The organism is Micromonospora sp. M61 (genome assembly GCF_018070245.1).
GTDB classification, from domain to species: Bacteria; Actinomycetota; Actinomycetes; order Mycobacteriales; family Micromonosporaceae; genus Micromonospora; species Micromonospora zamorensis.
Genome location: NZ_JAGPYA010000052.1, coordinates 32,280 through 49,663 on the forward strand (window position 1 = coordinate 32,280; position 17,384 = coordinate 49,663).

The following is a 17,384-nucleotide window of genomic DNA, read 5'->3' on the forward strand; positions in this document are numbered from 1 at the left end:
CGGGCGAACGGGGCCGTGGCTCAGGCGTGCAGCGTCTCGCGCGGCGGTACGCCATAGCTGGCGTGGTAGCGGGCCGTGAACCTGCTGTGGCTGGCGAACCCCCACCGACTGGCGATCGCCGACACGGTCTCCCGGCGGGGGTCGGCGCGCACCAGGTCGTGATGGGCGCGGTCGAGCCGGATCCTACGCAGGTACGCCGTCGGGGTGGTGCCGAGATGACGGCGGAAGGCGAGCTGCACCGCCCGCAGGGAGACGCCGGCCGCACCGGCGATGTCGGCCGCGCTGATGTCCCGGTCGGCGTGCTCCTCGACGAACGCGATCGCCCGTCGCAACGTGGCGGTGCTGGCGTCGTTCCGATCCGCGGTGGTCGGTTCGGTGAACGCGGTGTTGGGAAACACAGTGAGCGCCGCCGCGGCTAGCATCCGCGCGGCATTGCCGATCACCAGCGGCTGCACCCCGTTGGTCAGGCTGTTCCGCAGGACGTCGCTGACGAAGCTGGTGGTGTTGCGCCACTGCCGGGCGAGTGCCCCACTGACGGGACCCAGATCGGTGAACCGGATCCGACCGGGCCGCCGCGTCGGCGCCGTGGTGGCCACCTGCGTCAGCACCGACAGGTCCAGCACACAGAGTTCCACCTCGCCGGGATGCCACCGTACGCGGCACGGCTCCTCGGGTCTGGTGACGAGGAGGACGTCGCCGGGCGCGAACCGGTCGGTCGACCCGTCGCAGGAGCGCTCGCCACGGGCGGTCCGGGCGCTGCCGACGACCAACCCGCCGAGGGTGGTGGCATCGATCTCGAGATGCCCGGTCTGGCGGGTGGTCGAAACGGCGAAGGGGCCGGCATCGACACGGTGATGGCTGAGCCGGTATCCGTTCCTGCTGTGGATGCGCAGTTTCGTGTCGTACACGGTGGACAGAAACTGCTGAATGGTGACGGGGTCACGGCTCTCGAACTGGTCGGTCTGCAGTGGTGTTGACGACATCCGCTGTCTCCGTCCGGTGCGGGTGCCGCCGGTTGGTGAAACGGTGTCGGCGGCGAGATCGGGACGTGCCGGAATGCTCGGCGGTGACCCGGCACGTCGTTGGCCGGCGGTGCGGTGCGGTGGGGTGAGGTGGGGGTCGCGAGCGGGACGGCAGCGACCGGTCGAGGGCGTCGGATCTGGTGTGACCGTTGGGTGTCGTGAGGACGCAATATCTGTCGATGGGAATGTCACCTTACGACAATCACGTCGCGTCGTCCCGCGAATCGCTGCGATGTGTCGGTAGGTCGACTTCGCTTTCCGGCTAGCGCGCCAACTGTTTTTACGCCTGCTGATCTAGCCACCCTCGTCGCCGACAGCGAAATCTTGTTCATGATTCCCCTGGGAGTCGGAGGACGACCGGGCCACCGCCGGGTGACCGGCCCACGGAAGGAGGAGCGTTGGACCGTATCGATCCTGACCGCGTCGTTCGGCTGGCCGTGGCCGAGGCGCTGGCCCGGGTGGCGGACGAGGACAGCCTGGGGCTGGGCGAGGGTGACGCGGTCGAGCGGCTCGGCCGCGCTCTGCGCGAGGTGCTGCGCCGCGCACTCGACGACCGGGTGCCCCTCACCACGCCGGACTTCGTCGACCTCTGCCGTGACCTGGGTCTGAACCGGGACGCCTTCGACCTGCTGGGGCATTACCTGATGACGGCATTGTTGGCCCACCACGTCGGGCCGGACGCCCTGATTCGCGTCGGGGTGCTCTTCGGCACCGTCGGGCGGTACCTGCCCGGTGCCCGCCCGGTCGGGCAGCGCAACGGCGGCCCCGCGCCACGGCGACGCGACGTGCGCGCGGACAACAGCGTCGTCGGCCGGTACCGTCGCACGAAGCTGCCGGAGCACCTTCCCAGCCCACCGAGCTGGACCTGCACCGGGTGTGGTCGTGAATGGCCCTGCGCCACGAAGCAGAGCCAACTGCTCGCCGAGTTCGGTGGCGCACGCGCCGCCCTCGCGGTCTATCTCGGCTCCTGTCTCGTCGCCGCCGCCCAGGACCTGCCCACGGTGCCGCTGCCCCGGGTCCGGCTCCGATTCCTGGGCTGGCTGCCCCGCGCCCGGATCTGACCAGGACGCCCCGGCCGCCGGTCGTCGGAGACCTCCCGACGGCACCCGAACCGGCGTGGGCACTAGTCAGCGGGGACATCGATGCGATGAAATGTGATCCACGCATCGCGCCCCGGGAGGACACCGATGACGCCTGCTCCGTCGCCCACCAGCATCCGCGCCCGCGCCGCCGTCGTCCTGGTCGGCCTGCTGGTCGCGGCACTACCGGCGGCCCCGGTGACCGCCTCTCCGGGGACCGCTTCCCCGATCGCGGCCGAGCCGGCGGCGCGGCACCGCCCGGTGCCCGCACACGTCCGGGGCAACCAGACGGTCCCCGCCTACTCCTACGCCGACGCGATCCGGGAGAGCGTGTGGGTCCAGACCTCCGCCGACAGCGATGGTGACGGTGTGCGGGACCGGGTGGCCGTGGACCTCGTCCGGCCCAGAGAGGCCGCGGCCGCAGGGGTCCGCGTACCGGTCATCATGGACGCCTCGCCCTACTACCTCTGCTGTGGCCGGGGCAACGAGAGCGAACTGAAGACGTACGACGCGGCCGGTGTGATTGCCAAGGCGCCGCTGTTCTACGACAACTACTTCGTCCCACGCGGGTACGCCTTCGCCGCCGTGGACCTGGCGGGCACCGCCCGCTCCACCGGCTGCGAGGACGTCGGCGGCCCGGCCGAGGTGGGCAGCGCCAAGGCGGTGGTGGACTGGCTCAACGGGCGGGCCCGCGCGTACACCGCTGACGGGCGGCCGGTGAGTGCCACCTGGAGCACCGGCCAGGTGGGCATGATCGGCAAGTCGTGGGACGGTTCGGTCGCCAACGGGGTCGCCGCCACGGGCGTGCAGGGGCTGGCCACGATCGTCCCGATCTCGGCCATCTCCAGCTGGTACGACTACATGCGCTACCAGGGAAACCTGCGGACCACCGACTACCCCGGCTATCTGCACTCGTACGTCAGTGGCCGCACCGACGAAGCCTGCGCGGACGCTCTGGCCCGGCTGCGCGCGGACAGCGCCGAGGAGACCGGTGACTACAACGCGTTCTGGGCGCAGCGCGACTACCGGCCCTCGGCCGGCCGGGTCCGGGCCAGTGTCTTCGTGGCGCACGGCGTCAACGACCTGAACGTCACGACCAACCAGTTCGCCCGCTGGTGGCAGGAGCTGGCCGACCAGGGCGTGCCCCGCAAGCTCTGGCTCTACCAGGCCGGCCACGAGGACCCGTTCGACGTTCGACGCGCCGAGTGGGTGACAGCCCTGCACCGCTGGTTCGACTTCTGGTTGCAGGGGCTGCGCAACGGGGTGATGAACGAGCCACGCGTCGACCTGGAGACGGCTCCGGGCGCCTGGACGAGGCAGCGGGACTGGCCCGCCCCCGGCACCCGCGACGTCCGGGTCGCCCTCGGCGCCGGCGACGGCGTGACCGGGACCCTCGGCGGGCGCGGCGCGCGACCGGGCCGGGAGCAGGCGTACGTCGACGCGTCACTGCCCGAGGCCGAGCTGGTCGCCCAGCCGAACACCGCGACCGCCGGGCGACTGGTCTTCCTCTCCGGTGCCCTGACCACGCCGCTGCGGATCTCCGGCAGCCCTTCCGTGCGGCTGCGGGTGCGGGTGGACCGGCCCACCACCGAGCTGACCGCCCGACTGGTCGACTACGGCACCGCCGAGCGGATCCGTTATGACAGCTCGGAAGGTGTGCGGACATTGGCAACCGAGTCCTGCTGGGGAGCCTCCACCGACGTCGATGACGCCTGCTACCGGGACACCGAGGAGATCACCGCGGTCTCCGACCACGCGGTGCTGACCCGGGGATGGCTCGACGCCGCGCACCACCGCTCGCTGCGGTTCAGCACACCCCTGCGGCCGGACCGCTGGTACACGGTGACCGTGCCGCTGAATGCGTACGACACGGTGCTGCCCGCTGGCCACGTGCTCGGCCTGGTCCTCGGCCAGAGCGACCCGGATTTCACCGAGACCGACGACCAGGACGCCACCGTACGGGTCGACCTCGGCCGCAGTGAGCTGATCCTTCCGGTCGCCGGCCGTGCCGGGTTGCCCGCCGTGGACGTCGCGCCGCCGGTGGTCACCGCGCCCGCCGACCCGTCGGCCGCCCGGACGGCTGGTGACACACGGCAGGTGCCCTGACCCGACGGGGCCTCGATCGGGCACCACGCGCGGTCGCGGCGTCACCCCCTGCTGCCCTGCCCCGGCCACAAACAGGCCGGGGCAGGGTGTTCATCGTGGGCACGCGTCTCGTACGACGGGTGTTCACCGCGCTCTCCGAAGCTCCTTGATCGAAAGAGCATTCGCTTGATCGAGGAGAGGCTCTCACGTGAGAGACAGACAACCCGAAGAGACCGAGCACGCGCAGCTGTCACGGCGCAAGCTGGTCAAGTACGCGGGCGTCGGGGCGACGCTGGCCGCGGCCAGCCCACTGGTCGGCGCGGGCGCGGCCTGGGCCGACGAGGAGCGCCGGCCCGGTGACGACGACAAGAGCGACCGGGGCGGCTCCAAGAACCGGGTGTGGCGTGCGGGCGACCACCACATCCACTCCGAGTACAGCGGCGAGTTCGACACCACGAAGTCCCCGATCGTCTTCCACAAGGGCGCGGACGCGGTCTACCCGATCGTCACCAACGCCATCATGGCGAAGAACTTCGGTCTGACCTGGGCCATGTGTACCGACCACGGTGGACCGACGCACTCGAAGGTGAACATCGAGCAGGCGTACCCGGACCTGCTGCGTTCGCGCAAGCTGGTCCCCGAGGTGCTCCAGTTCTGGGGCATGGAGTTCGACGCGCCCTCGCTGGACCACCACACGCTGATGATCCCGCGCCACGACGACGAGGCGAAGCAGCTCTTCGAGCTGGAGAGCCGGTTCGCGAAGTACGACGCGTTCCCCACCGACCCGGCCCGGGACACCGAGGCGAAGATGGTGGAGTTCCTCAAGGTTGCCCGGGGCATGCCGCACAAGCCGCTGGTGATCGCCCACCACGCGTCCCGTTCGGCGCCCGGCCTCGGCGTCTACGGCCAGGACACCCCGCGCGAGTTCCGCAACGGCAACAACGCCGCGCCGGACGTCTACATCGGTTTCGAGGGCGCACCCGGGCACCAGGCCGGCCCCCTCAACGGTGGCAAGCGAGGCGGTTACGGCAACCACCCCACCTACGGCGGCTTCGACCAGATGACCGCCCGGGTCGGCGGCCTGTGGGACTCGCTGCTCGGCGAGGGCCGGCGCTGGTGGATCACCGCGACCTCGGACTCGCACGTGCACTGGACCCGCGGCGGCTCCGACTTCTGGCCGGGCGAGTACAGCAAGACGTACGTGCACGCGCGCCAGGACTACGGCGACATCATGGACGGTCTGCGCAACGGCCGGATCTGGGTCACCACCGGCGACCTGATCCGCAGCCTCGACGTCACCGCCACGTCCCAGGGCCGGACCGCCGACGTGGGCGAGACCATCACGGTCAGCCGTCGTAGCCGTACCGACGTCGAGATCGAGATCACGTTCCGTCCACTGGGCGGCCCGAACGCGAACGGTGACCGCCCCGAGGTCCGCCGGGTCGACCTGATCGTCGGCCAGATCACCGGACCGAGCGCCAGCCTGGACGCCGACACCAACCCCACCACCACTGTGGCTGCCCGGTTCGGCCCGCGGGACTGGCGCCGCAAGGGTGACAGCTATGTCATCCGGCACACACTGCGCAACGTCGAGGCCGACACCTACGCGCGGGTGCGGGGCACCAGCACCGACGAGGCCGAGCCGCTCGCCGACGGGTTGGAGAGCCCGTGGGACGACCTGTGGTTCTACTCGAACCCGGTGTTCGTGCACGTGCGCTGACCCGGCCCGGCAGTAACACCGCGGGTCCGTCCCGCACCCCTCGACGTACGACGGTCGGGCGGTGCGGGCCGGACCCGCGCCGCGTTCCCGCCCCCGTCGGTGCCCGTCAGTCGGTGTCGCGGCGGCGGGCTCGGGGGGCGGTGGTCCGCCCGCCTCGTCCGGGCGCGGCGCCGGTGCCGCTCGTCGTCGGTGCCGGGGCGGGTTGCACCTGAGCCACCACCTCGCAGAGGTCGCGCAGCGGGTCCACCGCCTGGGCCGAGCAGGCGACCTGTTGGAGCAGCGTCCGTAGCGTCGCCGCGTCGGCTGGCGCGAGCGACCCCAGCAGGTGCGACTCCACCTGCCGCAGCGCCGAGCGCCGCTGTTCCCAGGCGGCGCGGCCGGCGTCGGTGACGTCGATCAGCCGGTTGCGCCGGTCCGCCGGGTCCGCGCGACGGGCGACGAAGCCGGGTCGTTCCAGGTCGTCGATCAGGTACGTGAGGACGGTGCGGTCGAGGCCGAGCTCCTCGGCGATCGCCCCCTGGTTGCGGGACGGCCCGTTGATCGCCGCCGTGAGCAACTGGTAGCCGCGTGGACCGCCGGGGAAGTCGGTGAGTGTGTGCTCGGCCGCCCGGACGTAGCCACGGAAGACGATCCCGAGCATCCAGCCCAGGTCGTCGTCGAGCGGATCGGGCCGGTCCGGCCGGTGAGTGGCACCCGTCATCCCCCGACAGTAGCGCAGTGACGCAGACCTTGTTGGCAGAAGATGTTCTGAGTGGCATAAGGTTGAGGTCATGACGCATCGCCTGAGGCGTCGTGCGAATCGGGAGGCTCACAGATGAGCGACTACGGCCACGACCTGGTCTTCGGATCCTTCGTCACCCCCAGCAATGACGATCCGGACCGCACGGTCGGCGTCGCCGTCCTGTCCGAGCAGGTCGGGCTGGACCTGGTCACCTTCCAGGACCACCCGTACCAGCCGGCGTTCCTTGACACCTGGACGTTGCTGAGCTTCGTGGCGGCCCGGACCAACCGCGTGCACCTGGCGGCGAACGTGACGAACCTGCCTCTGCGCCCGCCAGCGGTGCTCGCCCGCAGCGTGGCCAGCCTGGACCTGCTCAGCGGCGGCCGGGTCGGCCTCGGCCTCGGCGCCGGAGCGTTCTGGGATGCCATCGAGGCGATGGGCGGCCGGCGGTTGACCCCCGGCCAGGGCGTACGCGCGTTGGAGGAGGCCATCGAGGTCATCCGTCAGCTCTGGGACACCGAGACGCGCGGTGGAGTGCGGGTCGACGGCGAGTTCCACCGGGTGGTGGGCGCCAAGCGCGGGCCGGCCCCGGCGCACGCGGTGCCGATCTGGTTGGGCGCGTACAAGCCCCGGATGCTCCAGCTCACCGGTCGCCGGGCCGACGGTTGGTTGCCCTCGCTGGGCTACCTGCAACCCGGTGACCTGTCCAAGGGCAACGCGATCATCGACGACGCCGCACAGCAGGCGGGCCGGGCACCGCAGGACGTCCGCCGGCTGCTCAACATCTCCGGCGAGTTCTCGGCCGTCGGGCGCGGTCAACTGAACGGGCCGGCCGAGCAGTGGGCACGGGAGCTGACCGAGCTGGCGCTGGGGGAGGGCGTCAGCACCTTCATCCTCGCCAGCGACGACCCCGACGACCTGCGCCGGTTCGCCGGCGAGGTGGCCCCCGCCGTCCGTGAGTTGGTCGCGGCCGAGCGCGAGCGGGCTGCGGCGCCGGAGCGTACGCCGACTCCGGATCGGGCTGCGGAGCCGGAGCGGGCGGCAGAGCCGGAGTTGGCTGCGGAGCCGGCGCCGGTCGCCGCCACGCCGGTACGGGCGAGTCGCGCGAGCGTGACCGGCGGCGCGTTCGCCGTGGTGCCGACCCCCGACGACGGCGTGCGGCGCAGCGACCAGCAGGTCTGGGACGAGTCGGTCCGGCCGACCGGGCCGACGCCCGACCCGGACCGTACCTACACCCCGCATGAGCAGGCCACCGGTGCGCACCTGGTGCAGATCCACGACGGCCTGCGCGCCGAGCTGGCCCAGATCCACGACCTGATCGAACAGGTGGCGGCCGGCGAGATCGACGCGGGCACGGCCCGGTCGCACATCAACACCATGACCATGCGGCAGAACCGGTGGACGCTCGGCGTCTACTGCGAGTCGTACTGCCGCATCGTCACCACCCACCACACGATCGAGGACCAGTCGCTCTTTCCCCGGCTGCGGGCGCGTGACCCGCGGCTCGGCCCGGTCGTCGACCGGCTGGAGCAGGAGCACCACGTCATCCACGACGTGTTGGAGGGCGTCGACCGGGCGCTGGTCGCGTACGTCGGGTCTCCGGACGGTCTGACCGAGCTGCGGGCGGCGGTGGACCTGCTGACCGACGCCCTGCTGTCGCACCTCAGCTACGAGGAGCGGGAGCTGGTCGAGCCGTTGGCCCGGTTGGGCATCGCCTGATCGTCCCGGCCCCCTTCGGACGGCAGGGGTTGCCTCGACGAATCTGAGAGACTACTTTCGAAACATGTCTCTCAAGAACCCGTACGGGGATTTCGAGATCACCGAGCCGCAGGCGCTGCGGGCGCTGGCCCACCCGGTGCGGCTGGCGATCCTCGAACACCTTCAGCGGCACGGCCCGGCCACGGCGACCGGGCTCTCGCCGCACGTCGGGGCCACCCCATCGGTGGTCAGCTGGCACCTGCGGCACCTCGCGACGTTCGGTCTGGTCACCGACTGGGACGGTGCCAGCAGCAAGCGGGAACGCTGGTGGCAGGCCGCAGCCCGGGGCTTCCGTTTCACCGCGACCGACAGCGTCGAGGGGCAGTCCGCCAGCCAGCAGCTGCGCGGCGAGATGTTCGCCCGTAACGCCGACGCGCCGCAGCAGTGGCTGCTGAGCGAGGAGCCCCGACTGGACCCCGAGTGGCGCGCGCTGGCCGGCATCGCCGACACCCGGTTCGTGGCCACCGCCGACGAGCTGCGGCAGCTGGAGGAGTCGATCGAAGAGCTGATCGCTCCGTACGTGCGGCGCAAGGAGACGTCGGCCCCGGACGGCGCGCGGATCGTCCGGATGCTGCGCTACCTCCTGCCCGAGCCCGGCGACGACGAACCGGGCGAGCCCGGCGACGACGAACCGGCCACGTCGTGACCGCCGCCGGCACCGTGAGCGCCACCGGCGCCGTGCCCCCGCCGGCCCTGCACCGCGACCGACGGTTCCGCACCTTCTGGGCCGGCGAGACGATCTCCTCGTTCGGCGACCGGGTCAGCGAACTGGCCCTCCCGCTGATCGCCGTCTCCCTGCTCACCGCGACGCCCGTGCAGGTCAGTGTCCTCACCGCGCTGATCTGGCTGCCCAACCTGCTGGGCCTGTTCCTCGGTGCGTGGGTGGACCAGCGCACCCACAAGCGGCGGCTCCTGATCATCGCCGACCTGGTCCGCGCCGCGGTGCTGCTCAGCCTGCCGGTGGCCTACCTGTTCGACGCGATCACCCTCACCCAGCTCTACCTGGTGGCACTGCTCACCGGCCTCGGAGCGGTGCTGTTCGCCATGGCGCGGCAGGCCTTCTTCGTCGCCCTGGTGCCACGATCGGCGTACGTGGACGCGAACAGCAAGCTGAGCATGAGCCGGTCGCTGTCCTCCATCGCCGGCCCCGCCGTCGGCGGTGGGCTGGTCCAGGCGCTCAGCGCGCCGGGCGCGATCCTCGTCGACGCGGTGTCGTTCCTCGGCTCCGCGCTGCTGCTGCGCCGCATTCCGGTCACCGAGACACCTCCGCCGCCACGTCAGACGTCCACTCTCGGCCTGGTCCGCGAAGGGCTCGTGCTGGTGCTACGGCACCCGGTGCTGCGGGCCGCCCTCGGCTGCACCAGCACTGTCAACTTCTTCACCTTCATCGCCGGCGCGCTGCTGGTGCTCTACGCCAGCCGGGACCTCGGCCTGTCGGCCGGCGCGATCGGTGTCGCCCTCGGTTTCGGGGCACTCGGCGGGCTCGCGGGCGCGGCGCTCGGCCCACGGATCTCCCGCGCCATCGGGTTGGGGCGTACCGCCATGATCGGCGCGGTGCTCTTTCCCGCACCGCTGGCGCTGACCGCGCTGGTGACCGGCCCCACCTGGACGAAGGTGGCCATGCTGGCGGCCATCGAGCTGGTCTCCAGCGTCGGGGTGATGCTGATGGACGTCAACCTGAACGCCCTGCTCATCGCCGTGACACCCGACGACGCTCTGGCACGCCGGGCCGGGGCCTACAGCGCCGTCAACTACGGCATCCGGCCGGTCGGCGCACTGGTCGGTGGCGTGCTGGGCACCACCATCGGGCTGCGACCCACCCTGGCCATCGCCGGCTTGGGCGGCGTGCTCGCCGTGCTCTGGCTGGTCGCGTCGCCGGTGCGCCACATCAGAACCCTGGACGACCAGACGGCCTGACGCTGGAGCGGGTCGCCGTGGCGCGCGCTCACCCTGATGAGCGTGATACCGCAGAGTCATCTATGCACCTGAGGCATCACGCCCATCGGGCCGACCGCGCGCCCTCGCCGCCACCGCCCGACTCAGCTCAGCTGGCCTCCGCCACCAGGATCCGGGCCAGCTCGGCGGGCTGGGAGAACATCGGCCAGTGGCCGGTGTCCATGGTGACCAGTCGCCAGTGGTCGCTGGTCAGCAGCTTGGCCACTGTGTCGTTGGGCTCAGGCCCGTCGAGCAGACACTTGACGTACGTCGCCGGAAGCTCACCCAACGGCCGGGTCAGCACGGCCGGCTCGGTCAGCGTGGCCCCCGGGTGCGGCGTGGAGCCCTCGATCAGCCGGGCGACCTGCTCGTCGGTGAGCCCCTGACCGTCGAAGTCGGCCGCACCCAGCGGCGGCCAGTAGCCGCCGTTGTCGGCGATCAGCGCCTCGAAAACCGCCTGGCCCTGCCACCAACCGGACGCGAACGACCCGCCGTCGACCGGCACCTCCGCGTCGACGAAGACCACCCTGGCCAACCGACCGCCGATGCGCTCGGCGGCCTGGCCCACCGGAATGCCGGAATAGCTGTGCCCGACCAGCACCACGTCGCGCAGGTCGCGGCGCTCGATCTCGTCGACGATGTCCTGCACGTGGGTCTGCTGTCCAGCGGGCACGCCCCGCTTGTCGGCGAGACCGGAGAGGGTCACCGCGTGGGCGCCGTGGCCGGCCGCCCGAAGGGGCGCCACCACCTCGTCCCATGCCGACGATCCCAGCCACGCCCCCGCCACCAGTACGAATTCAGCCATGGGCGGGACCCTAGCGGCACCCTCCGACAGCCCCGACGCGTCAGGACCAGGTGCGGGCCTCGGCGGCGAAGAGCTCCGGCGGGCTTTCCACCGGCAACACGCAGAGCAGGTGACCGCCGGGTGCCCGCAGGACCCGACACTCAAGCCACTGCGACACCTCGGTGGCGCCCAGACCGATCAACCGCGCGGTCTCGGCCGGCACGTCGTCGGTCTCGATGTCGAGGTGGAAACGCGGCTCGTCGTCGACCGCCTGGACTGCGGCGACCATCCCCGGCAGCGCCTCGTGCAGACCGACGAACTGCGGCTCCTCCGGATGGGACCGGGTGCTGACGCCGAGCGCGGCCGACCAGAACTCCGCCGCCCGGGTGGCCTCCGCCGCGGGGGCGTCGATCAGCAGGGCGTAGACACGGCTTCGATGCATGCGTGGCAGCATATCGACGCCCGTCCACTCACGAATGGTCCAATGGGGACGGTCCGGCCGCCGGCCGCGCTCAGTCGGTCGGCAGGGCCGGCGGGCCGACCAGGGCGGCGAGCCGCTTCGGGGCCAGCATGCAGTAGCTCTCGGTGAGCAACTCGGCCACCTCGTCCCAGTCGGTGTCCCCGTCCAGGACCATGCCCATCACTGTCGGCCCCCACTCCGGCTTGTAGAAGGGGTACCCGCCACCGAGGAGCCCGGCGATCTCGTCAAGTGGCGACCGGAAGGTCAGCAGACAGGCCGGCTCGTCGAGCTCGGCGGCCCGGGCGTGGGCCACCTGGCGGTCGGGGTCGACGGTGAGGACGTGGGCGAAGGTCCGCTTGCGGATCCGCCAGCGGGTGCCCACCCAGGCGGGCTCCTCGTAGGTCTCCGGCAGCCCGAGGCAGATCGGCCGCAGCCGGTCGAGAACCTCGGGCGGGACGTCTCCGGGTTCGGTCACGGGCAGCGACGCTAGCCGCCCGGTGTGACAATTTCCGCTCGCCCCGCACCGCCCGCGCCGGTGGTGCGGGCCCTGTGGATCCGCCAGGATGGGGCCGGGGCGATCGTGGGCAGTCGTCCCGGCCCGTCCCACCCCCGTGCCCGCTGAGGAGTGCCGTGCCGTCCACCCTGCTCTCCCGCCGCGACCTCGACTTCCTGCTGCACGACTGGCTGCGGGTGTCTGAACTCGTCGAGCGTCCCCGCTACGCCGAGCACTCCCGGGAGACCTTCGACGACGCCCTGGACCTCGCCGAGCGGGTCGCCACCGAGCAGTTCGCCCCGCACAACCGCGCCGCCGACCTCGCCGAGCCCACCTTCGACGGGCAGCGGGTGCGGCTCATCCCGCAGGTCCGCGCCGCGCTGGACAGCTTCGCCGAGACGGGCCTGCTCACCGCCGGCCTGGACGCCTCGGTCGGCGGCCTGCAACTGCCGCACGCCGTCGCGGCGGCCTGCTTCACCTGGTTCCAGGCGGCCAACGTGGCCACCTCGGCGTACCCGATGCTCACCCTGGGCAACGCCAACCTGCTGCTGGCGCACGGCAGTGCCGAGCAGGTGGACACCTATGTCCGGCCCATGCTGGACGGTCGCTTCTTCGGCACCATGTGCCTGTCCGAGCCGCACGCCGGCAGCTCACTGGCTGACATCACCACCCGTGCCGAGCCCCAGGAGGACGGCTCCTACCGGCTCTTCGGCACCAAGATGTGGATCTCCGGTGGCGATCACGAACTGTCCGAGAACATCGTGCACCTGGTCCTGGCGCGGATTCCCGGCGGCCCGCCCGGGGTGAAGGGCATCTCGCTGTTCGTCGTACCGAAGGTGCTGGTCGGCGCGGACGGGTCGCTCGGCGACCGCAACGACGTGGTTCTGGCCGGGCTCAACCACAAGATGGGGTTCCGGGGCACCACCAACACCCTGCTCAACTTCGGCGACGGCGGGCACACCCCGGGCGGCCGCCCCGGTGCCGTCGGTCACCTCGTCGGCGAGCCACACCACGGGCTGGCGCACATGTTCCACATGATGAACGAGGCCCGGATCGGGGTCGGGGCGGGTGCCACCGCGCTCGGTTACACCGGCTATCTCAAGAGCCTGGCGTACGCCAGGGAACGGCCGCAGGGCCGGCCGGTCGGCGCGAAGGACCCGGCGGCGGCGCAGGTGCCGATCATCGACCACCCCGACGTACGACGGATGCTGCTCGCGCAGAAGAGCTACGTGGAGGGGGCGCTGGCGCTGGTGCTCTACTGCGCACGGCTGCTCGACGAGCAGGGGACCGCGCCGGTCGAGGCGGACCGCGAGCGCGCGCACCTGCTGCTGGACGTGCTCACCCCGATCACCAAGAGCTGGCCGTCGCAGTGGTGCCTCGCCGCGAACGACCTGGCGATCCAGGTGCTCGGGGGTGCCGGCTACACCCGCGATCACGACGTGGAACAGCACTACCGGGACAACCGGCTCAACCCGATCCACGAGGGCACCCACGGCATCCAGGCTCTGGACCTGCTGGGCCGCAAGATGACCATGCAGGGCGGCGCCGGCCTTACCCTGCTGACCGCGACGATCGGGGACACCGTCGAGCGGGCCCGGCAGACCGGTGGCGAGGCGGCCGGTCTGGCGGACCGGCTGGCCGACGCGGCGGCCCGGGTGACGGCGGTGACCCGTCGGCTGTGGGCCGACGGTGACCCGGTGCTCGCGCTGGCCAACGCCAGCGCGTACCTGGAGGCCGTCGGGCACGTGGTGATCGCGTGGATGTGGCTGGAGCAGGTGCTGGCGCTGCCGCCGGAGGGGACCGGCGACGCGTTCCACGCCGGCAAGCGCCAGGCCGCCCGCTACTTTTTCGCGGTCGAGCTGCCTCGTACCGGTCCGCAGTTCGACCTGCTGGAGAGCCGGGACCGGACCACGCTCGACATGCGGCCGGACTGGTTCTGACCGGTCAGCGTCGTCGGCTCTGGTGCTGCATCGCCTGCCGCCCCTTGACGACGCCCCAGACGATCACGATCACCAGTGCGATGACACCGATGATGGCCAGCCAGCGGACCGCCTCGAGGAGCAACCCGAGCAGGATGAGCACGCCGGCGACCACGCCGACGACCCAGAGCAGTGCGCGCATCTCGAACCTCCCGTAACCGGCCGCGCCTGGTGCGGCGGGCCCGGGTTCAGGTTCCCCGTCCGGCCGACACCATGCCGATTGATCGACTCGGGTTCTTTCAGGCCAGGGTGTCCGGGGCGCGGAGACACCCCGACTCTCGAAAATCAGAGTCGATCAAGGACGAGCTCAGCCGCCGGCGCGCGCCACGTAGACGGTGTTGGCCGACTGACCACCGGTCAACGGGTTGGCGAACGGCACGACGTGCGCCCGCACGTCCACGAACACCTCGGTGAGCGCCGCGGTGAACTCGGCGTCCGGCGGGTCGTCCGACCAGAGCGCGAAGACCCCCTCCGGGCGCAGCAGCGCGGCCAGCCGGCGCAGACCGGCCGGCGGGTAGAACGCGGCATGGCTGGGGTGCAGGACGTTGCGCGGGGAATGGTCGACGTCGAGCAGCACCGCGTCGAACCGCCGCCCGGGCACCTCGGCGTCGAAGCCGACGTCACCGGCCACCGCCGCGAAGAAGTCGGCCTGCACGAACCGGGTCCGCGGATCCTCGGCGAGGCCCGCCGCGAACGGCAGCAGCCCCTGCCGGTGCCAGTCGATCACGTCCTCGATCGCCTCCACCACGAACAGCGAACGCACCCGGGGGTCGCCCAGTGCCGTGCAGGCGGTGTATCCCAGCCCGAGACCGCCGACCACCACGTCGATCGAGTCCCCGGACACCTCGGCGAGACCGAGCCGGGCCAGCTCGATCTCCGCGACGGGGAAGAGGCTGGACATCAGGTACTCGTCGTCGAGCTTGACCTCGTACACCTCGACCTGAAGTGCCGGGTCCCGGCGTCGACGCAGGCTGATCGCGCCGATCGGCGTCTCCCGCCAGGCCAGTTCCTCGAAACGCGCGCCCACGGGTGGCCCTCTCGCCGTCGTTTTCGTCCCCGGATGGTACCGGTTGCCCCGTGCCGGCCACGCAGGGAACACGGGACATCGACGGAACGCATATCCTGTGCCCGGCCGATCCGTCGGAAGGGACCTGATGCCGTCGCGGCAGGACCAGCTGCACTCCTACCAGTTCAGCGTCCAACGGGCGGTCGCCGCCCTGGTCATGCGGGAGACCGACCCCGCGCAGTCGCCGTTTCGGCGGCTGGCCGGCGCGGGTCTGGCCAGCGTCCTGGTCGCGGCGATCGGGCTCGGTGGCTCGGCGCTCTACGGGCTGTTCGCCGGTGGCGGCAAGGGCTGGCGCGACCCGGGCGCGGTGATCGTGGAGAAGGAGTCCGGCGCCCGGTTCGTCTATCGCGAGCAGAAGCTGCACCCGGTGCTCAACTACGCCTCCGCGCTGCTCATCGTCGGTGCGGACCGGTCGAAGACCGTGCTGGTCTCCCGCCGCACGATCGACGGTGTGCCGCGCGGGCTGCCGCTGGGCATCGCGGACGCGCCTGATTCGCTGCCCGCCCCCGGCCGGCTGGCCAACGGGGGGTGGACGGTCTGCTCGACCGTCCCGGCCGGCGCGGGCAACGAGGCGCCCCGCTCGGCCCTGCTGATCGGCACCGAGCCCGACGGCGGTCGGCCGCTGGGCGACGAGGCGCTGCTGCTGCGCCACCCCGACGGCGGGTTGCACCTCGTCTGGCACCAACGGCGATATCTCGTGCGTGATCCGAGCCGGGTGCTGGCCGCGCTCGCCACCACCCGGGCGCAGGCGGTGCCGGTGGCGCCCGCCCTGCTCAACTCGCTGCCGGCCGGCACCGACCTCGCCCCGCTCGACCTACCCGGGCTGGGCCGTCCCGCCAGCGGCGTTCCGGGCACCACCGTCGGCACGGTCTACCTGGTGAGCAACTCCGGCGGCGGCCGGCAGTACGCGGTGGCGCTCGACGCCGGCTTGGCCGGCATCACCGAGTTGCAGGCGGGGTTGTTGCTGGCCCGCACCGGGCAGGGCGAGCCGGTGCCGATGACCCTGGGTCAGTTCGCCGCGCTGCCCACGGTGCCCGACCTCGCCCCGACCGGCCCGAACGCCCCACCACCGAGCCCGCCCCGGCTCGCCGCGGGCGGCGACGGGGCCCTCTGCACCCGCGTCGCCGACGACGGTGGGGTTGGTGAGGTGCGGTGGGGCGTACCGCTGCGGGACCTGACGGCCGCTCCCCGCACCGCGCCGACCGGCGGCGCGGTGCTGGCCGACCATGTGCTGGTGGAGCCGGGTCGTGGCGCGGTGGTCGAGGCCGCCGCGGCGCCCGGTGCGACCGGCGGTGCGGTTTCCGTGGTCACCGACCTGGGCCGACGGTACGTGTTGGCCGACCGGGAGGTGCTCGCGATGCTCGGCTACCGCAGTGTCCGACCGTTGCGGTTGCCGGCCGGCCTGGTCAGCCTGGTGCCTGCCGGCGCGACCCTGGACCCGGCCGCCGCCCGGGCCGTCGCCGCCCCCGACTGATCCCCCAAACCCCGCCCCCGGGCCGCCGGGCCGCCAGGGCGGCGGTGATCAAGAGGTTTGCGTCAAAAAACGGCGCGAGCCTGACGCAAACCTCTTGATCACCGGAGAGCGACGCGCGGCAGGCGGTGTCAGTCGGCCGGACGGCGCAGGACGCTGACCGCGAACGGCGCGTCGTCGCGCCACGGGCGCAGGTCCCAGGTGGCGAAGCGGTGCTCCACGCGCAGGCCGGCGGCCACGGCGTCGGCGTCGAACGCGGTCAGGGGGTAACCGCGCTCGGTGCCGAAGCCCACTGTCAGCACACCGTCGGGGCGCAGGTGCGCGGCGATCCGGCGCAGCACCTCCGGTTCGGTGCCGACGGCGACGAAGGCGAGGACGTTGCCGGCCAGCACCGCCGCGTCGAACGGCTCCGCCTCACCCAGCGCCGGTAGGTCCAGCTCGGCCAGGTCGGCGACCAGCCACGTCGGGCCGGGATAGTCGGCGCGGGCCGCCGCCACCAGCGCGGGGTCGGCGTCCACCCCCACCACTGTGTGCCCACGCTCGGCCAGCGCGGCACCGACCCGGCCGGTGCCGCTGCCGGCGTCGAGGATCCGTGAGCCGGGCGCGACCAGAGTGTCCACCAGGCGGGCCTCTCCGGCCAGGTCCGCGCCCTCGGCCGCGAGCTTGCGGAACCGGTCGATATACCACTGCGAGTGCTCGGGACCGGTGTCGGTCGCCCAGCGGGTCGGGTTGGCCATGAGGCCACCGTAACCGGGCCGGTGGGGGAGCGGCGGGGGACCCGGAGGAGACGATCATCCCTTCTCCGCGCCGC

General features: G+C 72.1%; 16 protein-coding genes. 8 read left to right on the forward strand and 8 right to left on the reverse strand.

The window, feature by feature from the left end; genetic code table 11:
• Nucleotides 1–20 precede the first annotated feature (20 nt).
• A complete protein-coding gene (locus tag KBX34_RS25295) occupies nt 21–983 on the reverse strand; it encodes a helix-turn-helix transcriptional regulator (protein ID WP_210927301.1) in 963 nt (320 codons plus the stop codon).
• A 437-nt stretch (nt 984–1,420) separates the two neighbouring features.
• Here KBX34_RS25295 and KBX34_RS33790 point away from each other — a divergent pair, with 437 nt between their 5' ends.
• From KBX34_RS33790 to KBX34_RS25310, 3 genes are all read left to right on the forward strand, one after another.
• Complete coding sequence (locus KBX34_RS33790) at nt 1,421–2,083, forward strand: hypothetical protein (RefSeq protein WP_231927362.1); 663 nt, start codon at nt 1,421–1,423, stop codon at nt 2,081–2,083.
• Nucleotides 2,084–2,209: 126 nt separating this feature from the next.
• Nucleotides 2,210–4,207 carry a Xaa-Pro dipeptidyl-peptidase gene (locus KBX34_RS25305; protein WP_210927303.1) on the forward strand — a complete coding sequence of 666 codons (1,998 nt, stop codon included), beginning with the start codon at nt 2,210–2,212 and terminating at the stop codon, nt 4,205–4,207.
• A gap of 187 nt (nt 4,208–4,394) precedes the next feature.
• Nucleotides 4,395–5,906: a phosphoesterase gene (locus KBX34_RS25310; protein WP_088947833.1), complete on the forward strand. Its 1,512-nt coding sequence runs from the start codon at nt 4,395–4,397 to the stop codon at nt 5,904–5,906.
• A gap of 106 nt (nt 5,907–6,012) precedes the next feature.
• Here KBX34_RS25310 and KBX34_RS25315 read toward each other — a convergent pair whose 3' ends face one another.
• Complete coding sequence (locus KBX34_RS25315; RefSeq protein ID WP_210792859.1) at nt 6,013–6,606, reverse strand: MarR family winged helix-turn-helix transcriptional regulator; 594 nt, start codon at nt 6,604–6,606, stop codon at nt 6,013–6,015.
• Between the two features lie 114 nt (nt 6,607–6,720).
• Between KBX34_RS25315 and KBX34_RS34105 the strand changes: the two genes are divergently transcribed.
• The 3 genes from KBX34_RS34105 to KBX34_RS25330 all read left to right on the forward strand — a co-directional run bounded on the left by KBX34_RS34105 (nt 6,721) and on the right by KBX34_RS25330 (nt 10,302).
• Nucleotides 6,721–8,346: an LLM class flavin-dependent oxidoreductase gene (locus KBX34_RS34105; RefSeq protein ID WP_210927305.1), complete on the forward strand. Its 1,626-nt coding sequence runs from the start codon at nt 6,721–6,723 to the stop codon at nt 8,344–8,346.
• A 64-nt stretch (nt 8,347–8,410) separates the two neighbouring features.
• Nucleotides 8,411–9,031: a helix-turn-helix transcriptional regulator gene (locus KBX34_RS25325; protein WP_210927307.1), complete on the forward strand. Its 621-nt coding sequence runs from the start codon at nt 8,411–8,413 to the stop codon at nt 9,029–9,031.
• Nucleotides 9,028–10,302: an MFS transporter gene (locus KBX34_RS25330; protein WP_307871490.1), complete on the forward strand. Its 1,275-nt coding sequence runs from the start codon at nt 9,028–9,030 to the stop codon at nt 10,300–10,302. The genes KBX34_RS25325 and KBX34_RS25330 overlap by 4 nt, the downstream gene beginning before the upstream one ends.
• Nucleotides 10,303–10,429: 127 nt before the next feature.
• Here the strand turns inward: KBX34_RS25330 and KBX34_RS25335 are convergent, their stop codons facing one another.
• The 3 genes from KBX34_RS25335 to KBX34_RS25345 form a co-directional block, all read right to left on the reverse strand.
• Nucleotides 10,430–11,125 (reverse strand): alpha/beta fold hydrolase, encoded by a 696-nt coding sequence (locus tag KBX34_RS25335; protein WP_210927309.1) that lies wholly within the window; start codon nt 11,123–11,125, stop codon nt 10,430–10,432.
• A gap of 40 nt (nt 11,126–11,165) precedes the next feature.
• On the reverse strand, nt 11,166–11,546 hold the full coding sequence (locus KBX34_RS25340; RefSeq protein WP_210792864.1) for a VOC family protein: 381 nt from the start codon (nt 11,544–11,546) through the stop codon (nt 11,166–11,168).
• Between the two features lie 70 nt (nt 11,547–11,616).
• Entirely contained in the window at nt 11,617–12,039 is a 423-nt protein-coding gene (locus KBX34_RS25345) for an MmcQ/YjbR family DNA-binding protein (RefSeq protein ID WP_210927311.1), read from the reverse strand.
• 155 nt (nt 12,040–12,194) lie between these two features.
• On the opposite strand from KBX34_RS25345, the gene KBX34_RS25350 reads away from it, so the two are divergent.
• Complete coding sequence (locus tag KBX34_RS25350) at nt 12,195–13,997, forward strand: acyl-CoA dehydrogenase (protein ID WP_210927313.1); 1,803 nt, start codon at nt 12,195–12,197, stop codon at nt 13,995–13,997.
• Nucleotides 13,998–14,001: 4 nt separating this feature from the next.
• Here KBX34_RS25350 and KBX34_RS25355 read toward each other — a convergent pair whose 3' ends face one another.
• Entirely contained in the window at nt 14,002–14,178 is a 177-nt protein-coding gene (locus tag KBX34_RS25355; protein ID WP_172862018.1) for a hypothetical protein, read from the reverse strand.
• A gap of 165 nt (nt 14,179–14,343) precedes the next feature.
• Nucleotides 14,344–15,063, reverse strand: a complete 720-nt coding sequence (locus KBX34_RS25360; RefSeq protein WP_210927315.1) for a spermidine synthase — start codon at nt 15,061–15,063, stop codon at nt 14,344–14,346.
• 127 nt (nt 15,064–15,190) lie between these two features.
• On the opposite strand from KBX34_RS25360, the gene eccB reads away from it, so the two are divergent.
• Nucleotides 15,191–16,576, forward strand: coding sequence for a type VII secretion protein EccB (gene eccB / locus KBX34_RS25365; RefSeq protein WP_210927316.1), 1,386 nt, complete (start codon nt 15,191–15,193; stop codon nt 16,574–16,576).
• Nucleotides 16,577–16,704: 128 nt separating this feature from the next.
• Here eccB and KBX34_RS25370 read toward each other — a convergent pair whose 3' ends face one another.
• The gene (locus KBX34_RS25370; RefSeq protein ID WP_210927318.1) at nt 16,705–17,310 is read right to left on the reverse strand and encodes a bifunctional 2-polyprenyl-6-hydroxyphenol methylase/3-demethylubiquinol 3-O-methyltransferase UbiG; all 606 of its coding nucleotides are present in this window, start codon (nt 17,308–17,310) and stop codon (nt 16,705–16,707) included.
• Between the last annotated feature and the right edge of the window lie 74 nt (nt 17,311–17,384).

Excerpts from the sequence above, each read along its gene's own strand:
- KBX34_RS25295 (WP_210927301.1), bottom strand. The coding sequence starts at position 983 with ATGTCGTCAACACCACTGCAGACCGACCAGTTCGAGAGCCGTGACCCC.
- KBX34_RS25305 (WP_210927303.1), top strand. The coding sequence starts at position 2,210 with ATGACGCCTGCTCCGTCGCCCACCAGCATCCGCGCCCGCGCCGCCGTC.
- KBX34_RS25315 (WP_210792859.1), bottom strand. The coding sequence starts at position 6,606 with ATGACGGGTGCCACTCACCGGCCGGACCGGCCCGATCCGCTCGACGAC.
- KBX34_RS34105 (WP_210927305.1), top strand. The coding sequence starts at position 6,721 with ATGAGCGACTACGGCCACGACCTGGTCTTCGGATCCTTCGTCACCCCC.
- KBX34_RS25325 (WP_210927307.1), top strand. The coding sequence starts at position 8,411 with ATGTCTCTCAAGAACCCGTACGGGGATTTCGAGATCACCGAGCCGCAG.
- KBX34_RS25335 (WP_210927309.1), bottom strand. The coding sequence starts at position 11,125 with ATGGCTGAATTCGTACTGGTGGCGGGGGCGTGGCTGGGATCGTCGGCA.
- KBX34_RS25340 (WP_210792864.1), bottom strand. The coding sequence starts at position 11,546 with ATGCATCGAAGCCGTGTCTACGCCCTGCTGATCGACGCCCCCGCGGCG.
- KBX34_RS25355 (WP_172862018.1), bottom strand. The coding sequence starts at position 14,178 with ATGCGCGCACTGCTCTGGGTCGTCGGCGTGGTCGCCGGCGTGCTCATC.
- eccB (WP_210927316.1), top strand. The coding sequence starts at position 15,191 with ATGCCGTCGCGGCAGGACCAGCTGCACTCCTACCAGTTCAGCGTCCAA.
- KBX34_RS25370 (WP_210927318.1), bottom strand. The coding sequence starts at position 17,310 with ATGGCCAACCCGACCCGCTGGGCGACCGACACCGGTCCCGAGCACTCG.